The organism is Bartonella sp. MR30HLJHH, assembly GCF_042194195.1.
GTDB lineage: Bacteria > Pseudomonadota > Alphaproteobacteria > Rhizobiales > Rhizobiaceae > Bartonella > Bartonella grahamii.
Genome location: NZ_JBHIMO010000007.1, coordinates 70,913 through 88,062, shown reverse-complemented (window position 1 = coordinate 88,062; position 17,150 = coordinate 70,913). Strand labels below are relative to the sequence as shown.

Sequence of the window (17,150 nt, the reverse complement as noted above, 5' to 3'; positions counted from 1 at the left end):
ATATTGACAATGGTGCTCCCTTCTTCACGCCCTGGAAGAAGTTCGCTTTGAGCGTGCGCTGAACTCAAACGGTTGATCTGATCAAGCCCCTGTTCAATATCGCGCATGTTCAGAACATGACCTTGAAGCCCAGGAAAAGCACTCCATACAACATTGTTATAACGAGACGCCGGTGAACCATTATAGTAAATCTCTGAAAGCTTGCCCTCAACAACAACAAATTTGAGCGTCTTGCTGTTTTTGATATCTTGATCAGGAATGTAAAAACGCGCCGTTACATAACCTTGATCCAAATAAACTTTGGTTAACTGCTTGATTAATATCTGGATATCAAAAAGACCGATACATCTTCCAACATAAGGCTCTGTTACGGCTGATATAAAGCGCTTTTTGACATGATGCACTCCCTCAACAACAAGAGCATGAATGGGAAAACATTGTTTCCCACCCAAAAGCGTTTCTGGATTTTGCTCTGAAGGCGTCTTTATCCTTTTAGGCGTTAAAGACCGCAATTTCTCAATTCTTTCTAATTGCTGCTTTTCTGAATACCTACGAGAAAAATTATCGGTTGGGGAATGAAAAATAGCTGAGGAGCGCGCATAAACATTTACACCTGTAAACAAGCCAAAGAAAACAAAAATGGCAACGAAAAATTCTCAAAAGAGAACTTTGGCGTAATAAAGATAAATAACAATACAGATTGCCCCCGCTTTGCACCATTCATAAAGCATTATTTAAAAGAACTTCATGAACCTCTAACAAGTCCACTCAAAACAGTCACTGCCCTATGACGCTTTTAACAAAAGCACATGCCTCTGTAACCATAGAAAAGTGACACCCAAAAACTGCTTTATTCTAATTGCTGAAGATCTCTCCCCCACATTTATGTAAAAAGACCTCTAAACAAAACTGTTTAGCCCGTCAATGTTTAATACATCAATATCCCCAATTTAATGCTACAATATATTTATCAATAATTAGAGATAAATTCACTCTCCAGCTCCTCTAAACCACTCAACACGCATATAAACGAGACATCATGCGATCAAGCACATCCTGTCGTTAAAAACCATCATAGAAAACAATAAGAAATCTCTTCGAGAGCCTTTCAAGACAATCACGCAAAACTCTTTTATAGGGCATTAGGCAACTTTTCTCCAAAGACAATGATCTGAGTGACCTTAATATAGGTTGTTTTTTAATAAACAACCTATATTAAAACACAACCTATAAATACAATCCGTAATATGTTTTTAAGGATTTTTGAGGGTTTTAGGAACCTTCAAAACCTATCGAAATACTCATTATGATATTTTAAAAAAACATAGTGTATTTGTCTTGATTGACACGTAAAATCAATAGCAAATTTCCCTATTTTGCTAATCTAGCCCTGTGTCATGGGCTATGGATAAGCAGCCTTTATGAAATTCATTTGAATTACAGAGCCTATAAACGCTTTTCTTTTCTAAAAACATATCAATCATAACGTTTTTATTTCTAAAGAAATAAAGCACATTATCAAAATACTTGGTAGCTTTATCAATCCAATCAAAAGAAAATGCATATTCAATAAATATCTGTAAAAAACATTCTTTTTACGCTTGCAAGCGTTGGTTTTCAAAACAATCTCTCATAAGATAAAAGCTGCGTTTTTTTTACAAATATAAAGCTTTAAAATTTGCTCTGCTGTTAAGTTTAGATCTTAGTTTTTTCATAAATAAAACAATCTTATGAATAAATGATAACTGAGCTATAATCGTTATAAAAAATCAGTTTCAAACGTTTCTTATAAAGATCTCATTTTATGCTCCAAACATTTAAACGTTCATTTAATGAGGCTATGTGTATTTCATTTTGTACTCAAATGTAACTTCTTTGCAAATTAGCCGGCTCAATTTTGAGTTGGCAAAATCAACCAATCCAATTTTGAAGGCATTATCTTAGAATAAAACAATTCTTTAAACAGAATAACTTTTGTCTAAAAATTGAGTAAAATTTCATGCCTTGTGATATGATTACAATTCTTTCGAAATTTACCTGCTTATCTTTGTCTTAAATAGGTGTCCCCAAATTTGGGGGGAGCTCATTTGGTTTCGTATTTTTAGACTGTGACCTTTAAAACGTTTTTTGCTTGCTTGCGTTATGTCATTAAAAGCACTTTAAAGTCTATCTTGTCTTTAAATCATTTCATGCAATTTTTAAAATGTTTGGTGTTATGATGATGCTGTTATAACAGCCCTCTATTTTACGCTCGCCAATTTTGGCGACCATTAATTTGTTCTTTTATGTGATTAACAATCCAATCTTTAAAACAAGATGTAATCTTTAATGAATGTTATCAATAATTCCAAATAACTAAATTTTTAAATAATGTGATGTGTGCTGTGATAAAAACGTATCATAAAATTTATGACCTGCTATGAATGATAGCTGCTTTTCATTTCATTTGAATGTTTACATGCGTTATAATATTTGCATCATAATTTGCTTTTTTGGGGTCTGTTTATAGATAGTAATTGTTTATAAAAAATGATCAAATGAATCATGCATAAAGGTGTAGATTCTTATAAAATAATTACACTCAAGATATTGATTTTATTGTATTTTTTTAGTATTATATCTTATATATTTGATACAAGTGAGAGAATGAAACTATAAAAAAGAAATGAAAATACCTTTTATGCCTCCTTTCAATAACCAAAAATTATCGCAACATTAGGGTCCTGCAAAATAGTATATAGCGGTTGGCACGTTAGATATGGAGATGGGACAATGAGCAACAATGGTATTTTGAGAGTATGATTTTTATTCATGCATAATGAATATATAACAAAAGCCAATTTATCCTATAGAATAAAGCAGAGATGAAGCAAAAATTTAGTCTCATTGAATGTATCTCGAATGACTATAAATTATGCTAACTATTATAGCTATAGATAATTTTACTAAAAAAAGCAGAAATAATATGCAAAGTGATTCTAAATACCCATAGAGTGTTCTAAATATATAGAATGCCTATTCTGCTATTGATAAAACGCCTTTTAATTAACTTTTTTATATCAGAAATTACAAGATACGTAGATATATTTTTTTAGAAGAAAAGGATAACACTGGTTATAATATTTAGTGTTGGATAATTCAGTCAGAGCTATAAAGTATTTTTATAGATTATTTAATATTAATGTAGCTATATAATATATAAGTAATAATTTAATAAAATGCTTAAAGTAAGTTTTATATAAATAATAACTTAAATATGTCCATAAATAAACATATTGCTTCATTAGATTAACTTATAAGATCAAAAATAAAGAAAATAATTTTGATTTGGCGAGAAAAAATTTGTAAAAGTGTCATATATACATGTATTTTTACTTTACTCCTTTTTTATTATTTTGATTGGAATATTGAATGCTAACATGTAAACAATATGAGCTACTCTTGTTTATTCATAACCATACAAAAGAAACTGGCGTTCCTCCTTCTTTTGAAGAAATGAAAAACGCATTAGAACTTTCTTCAAAGTCTGGTATTCATAAACTCATTATCGCCTTAGAACAACGAGGGTTTATACGTCGATTACCCAATCGCGCTCGTGCAGTGGAGGTAATTCGACTCCCTGAGAAAATAACATTTAACCTTTCTTTAGCACGTAAAATTTCTCCCAGTATGATGGAAAGAAATAAAAGGGAAATATCAAAAAGCTTGAGTAACCTTGACAACTTTGATGAAGAAGAAAAAAAAAATATCACCATTCCTATTATGGGACGTATTTCTGCGAGCGTGCCCACTTCTGCTATACTGCAACAAATAAACACTCTTTCTCTCCCACGCGATATGGTTAATACAGGTGAGCACTACGCATTAGAAGTTAAAGATGATTCTATGATGGAGGCTGGTATCCTTGATAAAGATACGATCATTGTGAAACGTCAAAATACAGCAATAACAGGTGAAATTATTGTTGCGTTTATTGATAAAAAAGAAGCCACATTAAAACGTTATCGACGCAAAGGAGCTTCTATTGCATTAGAAGCCGCAAATCCTCATTATGAAGTACGTACATACGAATCCGAGCGTGTAGAAATACAAGGCAAACTTACCGGACTTATTCGCAAATATTAAAAATAAACCTTATAGTACGCGGTAGATATCGCAATAAGAAGCTGTTGAGTATTTTTTTATTGTGCCACACGCAGTAGACTTCCTCTCCACTGCCAAAGGATACCCCAATTCGGTCTATAAACAATCCAAGTCCTTATAGAGCGGCTTTCACTTTCCCTTCCCTCATGTCTCCTTCACTTACGCAAAGCGTGACAAGTAAGCTTTAAAATATTCACCACCTACTTTTAAAAGAATTTGAATGCTTTAAAGGAAGCAGCCTTATATCATCGTCCTCAATGACAGAATTTTACGATATAATAAGATAAAATTGTATGCATGCATAAAAACATATAAAATTTTGTAGAAAAAAATCAAATAACTTTGTAACAGATTTTATTGCATAGGTATAAAAATAAAGAACATTATTTTTAAGTTATAAAAGCGTAATTCAATCATTTATAGTAATTGTAGGATCATCATGCTAGCACCTCGTATTAGTTTTGTCTCCCTCGGATGCCCAAAAGCACTCGTAGATTCTGAGCGAATTATTACACGCCTTCGCTCTGAAGGGTATGAAATTTCACGTCAACATCAAGGAGCTGATGTCGTTATTGTGAATACCTGTGGCTTTCTTGACTCGGCAAGGAGAGAATCATTAGCCAATATTGATGAAGCTCTCAAAAAAAATGGAAAAGTTATTGTAACGGGGTGTCTTGGTGCTGATCCTGATGTTATTCGCCAAACGTATCCTAATATATTGGCTATTACAAAACCGCAAGCTTATGAAAGTGTTATAGAAGCTGTTCATACAGCAATTCCTCCTGTTCATGATCCTTTTCTTGATTTAGTTCCTCCCCAAGGTATTCGTTTAACACCTCGCCATTACGCCTACTTAAAGATTTCTGAAGGGTGCTCTAACCAGTGTAGTTTTTGTATCATCCCTACTCTGCGTGGTGATCTCACTTCACGTCCCATCAGCGATGTTCTTCGTGAAGCTGAAAAACTTGTGCAAGCGGGTGTAAAAGAACTTTTAGTTATTTCACAAGATACGAGTGCTTATGGTATTGATCTTAAATATCTCGAAAATTCTTGGAAAGATCGTACAATCAAAACAAAATTCTTTGATCTTTGTCGCGAACTAGGCGATATGGGTATTTGGATACGTATGCATTACGTTTATCCTTATCCCCATGTTGATGAAGTTATCGAACTTATGGCTGCAAAAAAAATTCTTCCTTATCTGGATATTCCTTTTCAGCATGCATCACCAGCTGTTTTGCGTCATATGAAGCGTCCTGCACTCATAGAAAAAACAAACCGTAGAATTGAAAAATGGCGAAAGATATGTCCGGATCTTACTTTGCGGTCAACATTTATTGTTGGTTTTCCTGGCGAAACGAATGAAGATTTTAATATACTCCTAGAATGGCTAGAAGAAGCAAAAATTGAACGCGCTGGGTGCTTTAAATATGAAGAAGTAAAAGGAGCCGCCGCAAATGATTTGGGATTAGAAAATATTCCTGAAGAGGTGAAAGAAAATCGCTGGCATCGTTTTATGGCAAAACAACAACAAATTTCTACACATCTTTTAAAGAAAAAAATTGGAAAAAGACTCCAAGTACTTATCGATGAAAGTCAAGGAAAAGTTGCCAAAGGACGTAGTCAATACGATGCTCCAGAAATAGATGGTGTTGTCCATATATCATCACGACGCCCATTGCGTGTTGGTGAATTTGTCAGCGTTAAAATTGAACAGTCGGATGCCTATGATCTTTATGGTGTAGCAGTTTGAAAATTTAACTTCTTCCTGTCCTCAATGATGAAGATTTCTATCAGCATTGGTTTATAAAAAGATCGGCTACTCACAATCGAACTTGATCACTTATGTAACTCATTTCATGAGAATTTACGAGCAATCCTTGCCCTGAATGTTTGCTATACACTCCACAAATACCAAGCAGTTGTATATTCTCTTAATTTAATGCCTTAAATGACGGTGACGGCGGCGCAAAAGAATAAAATCCACAAGGCTCACCATTTTTACTTAACAAAAGAGCAAATCGACAATCGTACTATTTTCCCACTTTTCATATTGCGACAGTCATTAGTTAGTGAAAGGAAACTTTTTTCAATAGTGTTTTATGCACACAAGAATTTCCTTTGTGACATGCAGGCGGATGTTTTTTATGGATGCAATATAAGAGAATTTGAAACAAAACAATCTTACGATATTTAAATTAAAAAACAATAAATTATCATTATAAATAAGTATCTTATCTTAAACTCTTTGAACTTATTTTTTAATATCTAATTTTTATTAACACGTTTTAAAATCAAAGAATTTCTTATCAAGCAAATGACTTGGGCGTACATTTGTTAAAGCGCGAATCATCGTATCTTTACGTCCTGGCATTTGTCTTTCGATATTTTTCAGCATTTCTTTCATTGCATTACGTTGTAAACCATCTTGACTACCGCAAAGATTACAAGGAATAATCGGAAATTGCATTGCTTGAGAAAATTTTTCCATATCTTCCTCAGCAGCATAAACAAGAGGACGTAACACAAAAAGATCTCCTTCATCGTTTTTAAGTTTTCCAGGCATGGCAGCTAATCGGCCACCATGAAACAAATTCATAAAAAATGTTTCTAAAACATCATCACGATGATGACCTAAAACTAATGCAGAACATCCCTCTTCACGTGCAATACGATAGAGATTACCACGTCGTAATCGAGAACAAAGTGAACAATATGTCTGCGACTCTGCCAATTTATCTGTAACAATGGAATACGTATCCTGATATTCAATACGATATGGAATTTTATAAGAACTTAAAAAGTCTGGAAGAATATGCTTAGGAAATCCTGGTTGCCCTTGATCAAGATTACAGGCAAGAATTTCAACGGATAAAAGGCCTCGCCACTTTAAGTCTAAAAGAAGCGCTAATAAACCATAAGAGTCTTTTCCACCCGATAAAGCAACAAGCCATTTTTTTCCTGTAGAGAGCATAGAAAAATCATCCAAAGCTTGTCGCATATGACGTAAAAGTCGTTTGCGCAATTTATTAAATTCTACGCTTGAAGGAGCAACACGAAATATTGGATGACAATTATCTGCTTCGCTTATTAAAGGATCATCTCTCTCTTCGTTTTCTTCTATTGCCTGATATTCAACTGAAACATCATTCATAATACCATATCCTGCACAATAAACAGCCCGTTTTGCAAAGATAAAACAAATATTAAAGAAAGCTTACATTTATGTTTTTTGAATTTATAAATTAGATACACAAAAAAAATGGAACTATATAAGTTTATGACTATAAAACATAGCAACAAACTTAATATAGAACCATTCATAAAAAGCACTTATTAACTTCAAAGATTGTAAAAATAACACAATATTTTGAAGTTATAATAATAGAAGAGAAAAACAACTTCTCTTGCAGAAAAATTATCGAGAATAAAATTCAACAACCAAATTAGGTTCCATTTGCACAGCATAAGGAACATCTGCAAAAGCAGGAATACGTGTAAAGGTTGCTTTCATCTGTTTATGATCTGCTTCAATATAATCAGGGACATCACGTTCTGCCAATTGCACTGATTCTAAAACTAAAACAAGTTGTTTTGATTTTTCCCGAACCTCAATAACATCACCTGGTTTACAACGATAAGATTGAATATTTGTGCGCCGACCATTTACATTAACATGACCGTGATTGATAAATTGGCGAGAAGCGAAAATCGTAGGCACGAATTTTGCACGATAAACAACAGCATCCAAACGTGATTCTAACAGACCGATAAGATTTTCACCAGTATCGCCCCGTCGACGAGAAGCCTCTTCATAAGTTTTATGAAATTGTTTTTCTGAAATATCTCCATAAAACCCTTTCAATTTCTGTTTAGCGCGCAACTGCACCCCATAGTCAGAAAGTTTTCCTTTACGACGCTGTCCATGCTGACCTGGACCATAATCACGACGATTGACAGGAGATTTTGGACGACCCCAAATATTTTCTCCCATACGACGGTCAATTTTATACTTTGTTGTTTCGCGTTTACTCATCGCATTTCCTTATAAAATAAAACACGAGATCTTAAGACCCCAAGGAAACGCGCCCTCCTCTGCCTTTAAATACTAAAGACTGACAGAACACCTTAACATATCAATATGCAAAGTTATCCACGGGACACGTCAATTAATACTATTTTCTTGAAAAGAATAGCTAGATCATCATTATTGGTCTCGCAACCCAAAGTCAACTCCTTTCATGAGTTTTAAGCCAAATCCTTTAAACAAATTCTCCGTTAAAGAAGTGATATTTTTCGATGTTAACAACGCAAAATCTTGATATTTCTTTATATATTGATCGTGTACTTTTTCCGACAGTGGTAATAATGATCTGATATGTTTGGCAATCGCTTTCGCCGGATCAATCCACTCAACGGACCATAAAGCATGTTCACGAAAGAAGTTAATCAAAAAAGGATAATGTGTGCAGGCTAAAACAATAACATCAGTATATTGTCCATTTTTTTCCACAAAACATGGCAAGATTTCTTTTCTTAACTCTTCTGAATCGATAGATTTTCCCCGTAAATAATCTTCAGCAAATCCAGCCAGCTTTTTACTTCCCACAAGCTGAACATGACACTGTCCAGCAAAAGAGTTAATTAATTCATTTGTATAGGCACGTTTCACTGTTCCAGGAGTAGCTAATACGGAAATAAAACCAGATTTTGTTTGTTTAGCAGCTGATTTAATTGCAGGAACCGTTCCTACAAAAGGGATATGAGGAAAATTCTGTCGTAAATCTGCCATCATCAGTGTAGAAACGGTGTTGCAAGCAATCACACATAAGGCTGGATTGTAGCGTGTTAAAAGATTTGTAAAAATCTTTAAAATACGCTCTTTCAAAATATTTTCTTTCCAATTTCCATAAGGAAATCCTGCATCATCAGCAACATAGATAAATTGCATTTCAGGGATAAGAATACGTGCTTCTCTAAACACTGTTAAACCACCAATACCGCTATCAAAAAAAAGAAGAGGTCGTTCATCCATTAGTTTTCACACTTATTTTTAATTTTTTTACGATCACGCTCTTCAGGTGCTCTACTCCCCCGTGGATATTGTGGCGAAAAATGATCCAAAGAAGATATAATGCCTCGCAATAAACGAACCTCAGGTTCACTAAAGTTAGCGCGCGTAAAAACAGAGCGCAAATTTGCAAGCATTACTTCTTTGCGTTCTGGGGGTCTAAAATACCCACGGATATTCAAAGCCTCTTCTAACTGAGATAAAAAACCATGAAATATTGTTTTATTTGCAGGTTCCATCTCTGCGGCACGAAATGCCGTATCGCTGACATTCTCTAAACCTGTTTTCATCCATTCGTAAGACATTAAAAGAACCGCTTGCGCAATATTAAGTGACGCAAAAGCAGGATTAACTGGAAAAGTAATAATTTCATCAACAAGGCTGATTTCATCATTTTCTAATCCCCATCTCTCTCTTCCAAAGACAATACCTGTCTTATGTCCGATACTTTCACGCTGACGTAATACGCTTGCTGCTTCGACAGCACTTTTTACAGTTTTAAATCCACATCTTTCACGTGCTGTTGTGGCAAAAACATAGTGTAAATCTGCAATTGAATCACGCAATGTGTTAAAAATCACAGCATTGTTAATAACATGATCAGCTTTACTTGCAGCAGCTATAGCTTTTTCATTTGGAAACATTTCTCGAGGTTTGACTAACCGAAGCTTAGAAAGCCCAAAATTCGCCATTGCCCTTGCGACCATACCAATGTTTTCAGGAAGCTGCGGCTCAACTAAAATAATAATGGGACCATTTGTTAAATTTTCACGATTCTTATTCGTTCCAGCCATCAATCTTACCTAGTTTCACTTAACTATCTCCCTCTCCACTATTTTTTACGAAATCTTCTTCACAGTACTCTAATGCTGTTTAATAATAAATTATAGACAATGTTATCTTTTCACTCAAAGATAATAAATTTTAAAAGCCATTAAAGTAAACGATGGAATTTATATAGGATATCGTAGCGTTTTTTACATCAATTTTATCTTTTTTATAGGGAATAGCCCCGACGAATCATAATCTCAGTTGAATTATGAAATCATAAATCCTAAAAAAGGGATATGCACTTTATTCCCAAACTTTTTCCTGCAAAGCTTATCCGTCGTTATAAACGTTTCCTTGCAGATGTTCAACAAGATGATCAGCATGTCCTCACCGTGTCTGTGCCTAATACAGGATCAATGCTTGGATTAACAGCTTTCAACTCCAATATTTGGCTTTCATATCATAATAACATCAAACGAAAATATGCCTACCAATTAGAAATTATTGAAGCCGATAATACTTTGGTTGGCATTAATACTGCTTTACCCAATAAACTTGCATTAGAAGCAATTCAAAACGGATTACTACCAGAATTAAGTGGATATAAAACAATTTTAAAAGAACAACGCTATGGGACACAATCACGGATTGACTTTCTTTTACGTGATGACATTCTTCCTGATTGTTACCTAGAAGTCAAAAATGTTCATTTTATTCGTCAAAAAGGATTAGCAGAATTTCCTGATAGCGAAACAAAACGTGGAGCACGTCACCTTGATGATCTCATAGGAGTTATACAACAAGGAAAAAGAGCTGCTATGCTTTATATTATTCAACGAGAAGATTGCGCAGCTTTTACAATCTGTCATGATCTTGATCCACTCTATGGACGTAAATTTGATTTAGCATTAAAATCAGGAGTAGAATGTTATGCTGTAAAGTGTCACGTAAGTGTAGAAGGCATTTTTCCGATTCAGAGAGTAAAAATAGAAAACAGAAAAAACAATGACTGAATATATTGAATATAATAAAAGCCCTTTAAAATTTAATGGGAAAATTCGCATTTTCGATGATTATGCTTTTGCTAAAATGCGTGAAGTTGGTCGCATTGCTGCAGAATGCCTTGATGCACTTACGGATATTATTAAGCCAGGCGTTACTACGCAAGAAATTGATGATTTTGTATTCATTTTTGGTGCTAAGCGAGGAGCACTTCCTGCTGATCTAAATTATCATGGATACAGCCATTCATGCTGTACATCTATCAATCACGTTGTCTGTCATGGCATTCCCAATAAAAGACCCTTGCAAGAAGGCGATATTGTGAATGTAGATGTAACCTTTATCCTTGATGGTTGGCATGGGGATTCAAGCCGAATGTATCCTGTTGGGAAAATCAGGCGTGCTGCAGAACGCCTGCTAAAAATAACCTATGAAAGTCTTATGAAAGGAATCGCTGTTGTTAAGCCTGGAGCAACCACAGGTGATATTGGTGCAGCCATTCAACAGTATGCAGAATCTGAACGATGCTCAATTGTGAAAGATTTTTGTGGACATGGTATTGGGCAGCTTTTTCATGATGCACCCAATATCCTCCATTATGGAAATCCTGGAGAAGGAATAGAATTAAAACAAGGTATGATGTTTACAATTGAGCCTATGATTAACCTTGGTAAACCACAAGTTAAGATTTTATCTGACGGTTGGACTGCTGTTACCCGTGACCGCTCTCTGACAGCACAATATGAACATACAATTGGTGTCACAAAAGAAGGGTATGAAATATTTACACAATCTCCTAAAAATATTTTTTATATTCCAAATTCGCATACCTAACGCAATGTAGAGATGTTATGGCTAAAAAATTAAATCAAAAGGAAAATACTCAAAGTGATCACTTTGCATTAACATCGAGTTCTCCACTCACCCCAGTATCAGAAAGAAAAAGTGAAGCCCCTCAGAAAAACGCACAGCTCCATAAACATTATCAAGGACACCGTGAGCGTCTTCGGAAGCGTTATTTAAAGTCAAAAGGAAATGCAATCGAAGATTATGAATATCTTGAATTATTGCTTTTTCGCACAATACCCCGTGCAAACACAAAACCCATAGCTAAAAATTTGATAGCACGTTTTGGTTCATTAGCTGATGTATTGGGAGCAGATATTCACCGACTTCAAGAAATTCCAGGATGTGGTCCCGCCACTGCAATTGATTTAAAAATTATTTCAGATGTTGCTGGACGTCTTGCTCGTGCGCAATTGTTTAAACGCGATATTTTTTCATCATGGGATAAAGTGTTAGCTTATTGTAAAGCTGTTATGGCTCACGAAACACGTGAACAATTTCGTATTTTGTTTCTTGATAAAAAAAACGGCTTACTTGCTGATGAGGTGCAACAAACTGGAACCATTGATCATACCCCTGTTTATCCTCGTGAAGTTATTTCTCGAGCTTTAGAGTTATCCGCATCAGGACTTATCTTAGTCCACAATCACCCTTCTGGCGATTCCACCCCCTCTGATGCAGATATAACAATGACATATAGATTAAAAGATGCAGCAAATGCGTTAGGCATTATTATCCATGACCATCTTATTATTGCACGAAATAATCATACGAGCTTTAAAGCATTAAAACTTATATAAATCTTATGGGATAAAAAGACTTCATTCAACTATCAACAACGAATCAATTTTCTAAATCAATATCTAATATAGCCATTGAGAAATTATAGGAGAGCTCATCTTCATCTTCATCTCGATAGATAATGCCTAAAAACTCATCTCCCATATAAACCTCACAAGAATCACTCTTTTTAGGCCGTGCTCTAACTTGCAATGCTGAATTTTGGAATATATTTTTTAAATAATTATCAAGTTTTTTTATTTCATCAGCATTCACTATGCTCTCCTGTTTTTTTTGAAACGATTAAAATAACTGCGTGTCGCGCAAATAAGACACTCCAATGATTCTGTAAAGTTAGTAAAAAAGCTTAATCTGAATATTTACTTAATATTACATATATTTACAACATTCTTTATACACTCATAAAGAACTTTTAAAAAAAGAGTCTATCATTATTAAATATAACCGTATAGATTAAAAAATGGCAAAAAAACTGTATATTATTTAATAATTTTACTTTACCTCACATTTGAGCATCTGCATTTAGAATGCATATTCGTAAGAAAAATTGATCAATAATTTATAATTTTGTTTCTTTTATAAAAAATACAAATAACAATAATTTTTTTATTTAAAACTACATTTTTTAGCAAAAACTATTATTATACCATTCAAAAATAATTCTTTTTAATAACTTTTAAAGTATAATTATCTAACCCTAGAAGAATTACATCTCTAAAAAATATATAAAATAGGCTAATAAGAATTTATTTTTCTTCCCATTTTTTATAAAAACTTATGTCACAATAGAAAAATTTTTAAATAAGCTTTTTTCAATTTATACGAGATAAAAATATTGAGTATTTTTGTGAATGCTAGAACCTATAAAGAATGCTTATCTTATAGGGTAACGAGAAAGAAAATCTATAACGCCTTTTTTATAAACTTTATCGCCTACAGCAAGCATATGATCTCGCCCAAGAATTGATAAAGCTTCACCACAAGGCAATAAAGCTGCTAATGGCTCTGCAGCACCACCAATTTCATCTAATGAACCAACGGCAACAAGCGCAGGTTGCTTAATTTTGTAAACTTCAGATGCCGTTAATTCCTGTTTTGATGTGATAATACAAGCAGCCAGTGCACGTCTATCGCTTTTCGTTTGATCTGCAAATTTACGGAACATTAAACCACGTGGATTCGTAATGGTAGAAATATCCTCTGCTAAAAGAGCTTCAGCAACAGGCTCCCAATTTCCTGCTCCCGTTACCATACCAATACCTAAACCACCAAAAATAACACTGTGTACATATGTTGGATGCAAAAGAGCCATGAAAGCACTAATACGAGCCCCCATAGAGTATCCCATAACATGGGCTTTAGATATCTCTAAATGCTGTAGTAACTTTATTGCGTCGCCAGCCATAGCTTGAGGTGTATAAAAGACAGGATCATAACTTTTAACTGAATCTCCGTGACCGCGATTATCAAGAGCAATAACACGATATCCTGCTTCAGTGAGAATGCGAAACCAACCCGTTGCATACCAATTCACTCGTGCAGAAGATCCAAAACCATGGATCAACAAAACAGGCGCGCCCTGTCCTTCTTCTCGATAAGCAAATCGCAAACCATTATATTCAAAAAAACAAATATCTTCAGCTGTCATTTTTTATTGCACTTTCCACAAAGTACAGGATGAATAACACGTTGCCCTTTTTGTATCTTTTTTTCAGAAACTTCACCAGCGTTAATCTCAAGTGCAAAAGCTGCAGGAACTTCTGATGAAATGGTATTTGTCGAAAATGGAGAAGTGTTTTCAATAATCGATACAATAATTCCCTCAGAATTTAAGAAAATCATATCTAAAGGTAAAGGCGTATTCGCCATCCACATAAAAATTTTCTGTTCATCTCCCGATTGAGAACTTTTTAGCCGCTTAAAGAGCATTGCACGATCGCGTGGAAAATCAGTCCGATACATTAAACCAGCTGCTGCTTGAGACGGCGTAAAAGCAACCTCTACCTTATAAAAAACCGCACCTTGCTTTGTATGTATTTCTAAAGGAATCGGATGAACAGGAATCTCTATGGGCTTTTTTGCTATAACAACACGCATTTCTAACATAAAAAGCATTACCAATAAAACAATATGCCCCTTTTTAAAAGGCTTTAACATTCTTGTCTCCACCACAGAAAAATTTTAAATTTTGTTTCTAAAATAAAAAGTACCAAAGTTTAAAAGTCAAAAAATAAGAGAATTGCTTCCTTGTTGTTTTCTAGTTTCTTTCAACGTAATATACGCAACTTTCCCCATTTGGTTTATTGGATTCACTAGAGCCATATTTTTTTTTAAAATCTACCTCTATAGCAATTTACGGAATAACCACCTTAAAAAACATACTGTTTTCATTCGTGAAATTCAATGTGTAGCTAAAGGAATGCCTATATCCGGATAAATCTCTGCTGTCATTAAACCTTTTTCTCCTTTACCAAAACGTACAAGAACAACTTGGCCGGAACGAAGCTCTGCTAAACCAAAACGGCGCAACGTTTCCATATGGATAAAAATATCTTCTGTTCCTTGTCCACGGCTAAGAAAACCGTATCCTTTGTCACGATTAAACCATTTAACAATTGCACGTTCTAGTCCACTTTCTGGAGTAACAACAACATGGGTACGGGCTGGAACTTCTGAAGGATGAATTGCTGAAGAACAATCTATGGATTTCACCTGAACGCACTTCAACCCTCTTTCAGTTTTTTCCACAGCACAAATAACTTTAGCTCCCTCCAAAGCTGTTTGAAAACCATCCCTTCGCATTACTGTAACATGCAATAATATATCGGGGAAATGAGGTAAATCAGGTACAATAAATCCATACCCCTTACTACCATCAAACCACTTAATGACACCACTGATTTCGATAATCTCCCCACAAGCACCTATACTATCTTCAGATAGGGGACAACCTTTTAATGCATCCTTACTCGTCATAATAACGTGATCCTGTAGCTTATAAATTGTACGATATTGATTCTCTAGGTTTAAGTAAACATTGCTCTTGTATCAACACGCAAGCCCCAAGATAAGATTTCCCCATATTGTCGTACCTTCTATTTTAATGTCAGAGAATATCAACATGAATATTTATAAAACTATTTGATTGTAAGCTTTACATATCTTACAAGGAATGCCCTACAAAAGAGGTTATATGAAAGGTTTTTTTACATAATGATATTTTCATAAATGTGTAACTTGCATGATAAAGAAGTTCAATATAAAGTGAAAAAACAACAATTCAATTAAGGAAAATGCGCAATGCAATTGAAGAAAATCCTTACGACAATCACAGCATTCATGGCATTTACAGCAAATGTTTATGCAAGTGAACCTATCAAAATTGGTGTTTATCTTCCATTAAGCGGTCAAAATGCATTTGGAGGTCAGCTTGAAATTAGAGGTATAGAATTAGCCCATAAAAAAATTCCAGAAATTTTAGGACGTAAAGTGGAACTTGTTATTATTGATAATAAGTCTGATAAAGTAGAAGCGGCCAATGCTGTTATGCGTTTAACAGCAAGTGAAAAAGTAAGTGGAATCATTGGTAGCTATGGTTCCTCGCTTTCGTTGGCAGGTGGTGAAATATCTGAAAAAGCAAAGACTCCAACCATTGCAACTTCCTCAACGAGTCCTCTTGTTACACAGGGTAAGAAATATTATTTCCGCGCTTGTTTTATTGATTCCTATCAAGGGGTAGGAATTGCGACTTATATAAGTCAAACTTTACACGCAAAAAAAGCAGCTATCCTCAAAGATATTTCAAACGATTATGCCATTGGTCTTGCAAGCTATTTTATGCATGCTTTCAAAAAATTAGGTGGTGAAGTTGTCTCAAATTTAAACTATAATTCTGGAGATCAGGATTTTTCAGCTGTTCTTACGCAAATTATCGCGCAAAAACCTGATATCTTATTCATTCCATCTTACTTTTCTGAGGGTGCTATCATTATGAAACAAGCACGAGAATTAGGAGCAAAGTTTCAAATTATGGGCGGAGATGCTATGGATAATCCAGAAACCATTACGATTGCAGGAAAAGCTGCAGAAGGTTTCTTACATACGACACTTCCCTATAGTGAGGATATGCCGAATATGTCAGCAGCTGCGCAAGAATTCACAGAAGAATGGAAAAAAGCGTATCCTGACAAAGAGCCGAATATCAATTCTGTTTTGGGATATACGAGTTATATGATGTTCATGAAGGCTATTGAAAATGCTGGTAGCGCTGATCGTGAAAAAGTTACTATCGCTCTTAGCAAATTAAAAGATTTTCAAACCCCCTTCGGTGATATGTCAATGGATGAAAATCATAACCCTAAAATTCCTATTGGTATCATTAAAATACAGGATGGAAAACGTGTTTATTTAGAAGAAGTTAAACCTGCTTTTTAATTAAAAAGTTTTACTTATTAAAATGCAAGAATTGGTTGAGGATCTTTTTCTCAACCAAAAACTTAGAAATTTCTTGTTATCC

14 protein-coding genes and 1 pseudogene are annotated in these 17,150 nt (G+C 34.5%); 6 read left to right on the top strand and 9 right to left on the bottom strand.

Translation table 11 applies throughout. The annotated features are described in order from the left end of the window. A partial coding sequence (locus ACFIKR_RS05830; RefSeq protein ID WP_375659194.1) for a POTRA domain-containing protein occupies positions 1–512 on the bottom strand: 512 nt, incomplete at its 3' end. A 2,899-nt stretch (positions 513–3,411) separates the two neighbouring features. Between ACFIKR_RS05830 and lexA the strand changes: the two genes are divergently transcribed. Both lexA and rimO read left to right on the top strand, forming a co-directional pair. After that, positions 3,412–4,125 carry a transcriptional repressor LexA gene (gene lexA / locus ACFIKR_RS05825; protein ID WP_375659193.1) on the top strand — a complete coding sequence of 238 codons (714 nt, stop codon included), beginning with the start codon at positions 3,412–3,414 and terminating at the stop codon, positions 4,123–4,125. Positions 4,126–4,582: 457 nt separating this feature from the next. Beyond that, entirely contained in the window at positions 4,583–5,896 is a 1,314-nt protein-coding gene (rimO, locus tag ACFIKR_RS05820; RefSeq protein ID WP_375659192.1) for a 30S ribosomal protein S12 methylthiotransferase RimO, read from the top strand. 525 nt (positions 5,897–6,421) lie between these two features. Here the strand turns inward: rimO and ttcA are convergent. The 4 genes and pseudogenes from ttcA to ACFIKR_RS05800 form a co-directional block, all read right to left on the bottom strand. After that, entirely contained in the window at positions 6,422–7,297 is an 876-nt protein-coding gene (gene ttcA, locus ACFIKR_RS05815) for a tRNA 2-thiocytidine(32) synthetase TtcA (RefSeq protein ID WP_375659191.1), read from the bottom strand. Positions 7,298–7,561: 264 nt separating this feature from the next. Next, positions 7,562–8,179 carry a 30S ribosomal protein S4 gene (gene rpsD, locus ACFIKR_RS05810; protein ID WP_375659190.1) on the bottom strand — a complete coding sequence of 206 codons (618 nt, stop codon included), beginning with the start codon at positions 8,177–8,179 and terminating at the stop codon, positions 7,562–7,564. A 171-nt stretch (positions 8,180–8,350) separates the two neighbouring features. Next, positions 8,351–9,178, bottom strand: coding sequence for a glutamate racemase (gene murI, locus ACFIKR_RS05805; RefSeq protein ID WP_375659189.1), 828 nt, complete (start codon positions 9,176–9,178; stop codon positions 8,351–8,353). Beyond that, positions 9,171–10,008, bottom strand: a pseudogene (locus ACFIKR_RS05800) (RNA methyltransferase). The gene murI and the pseudogene ACFIKR_RS05800 overlap by 8 nt, the downstream one beginning before the upstream one ends. A 273-nt stretch (positions 10,009–10,281) precedes the next feature. Here ACFIKR_RS05800 and sfsA point away from each other — a divergent pair. The 3 genes from sfsA to radC are packed head-to-tail and all read left to right on the top strand — an operon-like array spanning position 10,282 to position 12,633. After that, a complete protein-coding gene (gene sfsA, locus ACFIKR_RS05795; protein ID WP_375659188.1) occupies positions 10,282–10,998 on the top strand; it encodes a DNA/RNA nuclease SfsA in 717 nt (238 codons plus the stop codon). Beyond that, on the top strand, positions 10,991–11,821 hold the full coding sequence (gene map, locus ACFIKR_RS05790; RefSeq protein WP_375659187.1) for a type I methionyl aminopeptidase: 831 nt from the start codon (positions 10,991–10,993) through the stop codon (positions 11,819–11,821). The genes sfsA and map overlap by 8 nt, the downstream gene beginning before the upstream one ends. A 17-nt stretch (positions 11,822–11,838) precedes the next feature. Further along, positions 11,839–12,633, top strand: a complete 795-nt coding sequence (radC, locus tag ACFIKR_RS05785) for a DNA repair protein RadC (protein WP_015856410.1) — start codon at positions 11,839–11,841, stop codon at positions 12,631–12,633. Between the two features lie 43 nt (positions 12,634–12,676). Here the strand turns inward: radC and ACFIKR_RS05780 are convergent, their stop codons facing one another. From ACFIKR_RS05780 to ACFIKR_RS05765, 4 genes are all read right to left on the bottom strand, one after another. Continuing rightward, positions 12,677–12,889, bottom strand: coding sequence for a DUF3126 family protein (locus tag ACFIKR_RS05780; protein ID WP_015856411.1), 213 nt, complete (start codon positions 12,887–12,889; stop codon positions 12,677–12,679). Positions 12,890–13,508: 619 nt separating this feature from the next. Next, positions 13,509–14,282 (bottom strand): alpha/beta fold hydrolase, encoded by a 774-nt coding sequence (locus tag ACFIKR_RS05775; RefSeq protein WP_375659186.1) that lies wholly within the window; start codon positions 14,280–14,282, stop codon positions 13,509–13,511. Beyond that, entirely contained in the window at positions 14,279–14,791 is a 513-nt protein-coding gene (locus tag ACFIKR_RS05770; RefSeq protein WP_375659185.1) for a DUF192 domain-containing protein, read from the bottom strand. The genes ACFIKR_RS05775 and ACFIKR_RS05770 overlap by 4 nt, the downstream gene beginning before the upstream one ends. Positions 14,792–15,034: 243 nt before the next feature. Then, positions 15,035–15,610, bottom strand: a complete 576-nt coding sequence (locus tag ACFIKR_RS05765; protein ID WP_375659184.1) for a cold-shock protein — start codon at positions 15,608–15,610, stop codon at positions 15,035–15,037. Positions 15,611–15,934: 324 nt separating this feature from the next. Between ACFIKR_RS05765 and ACFIKR_RS05760 the strand changes: the two genes are divergently transcribed. After that, positions 15,935–17,068, top strand: coding sequence for an ABC transporter substrate-binding protein (locus tag ACFIKR_RS05760; protein WP_375659183.1), 1,134 nt, complete (start codon positions 15,935–15,937; stop codon positions 17,066–17,068). Positions 17,069–17,150 lie beyond the last annotated feature (82 nt).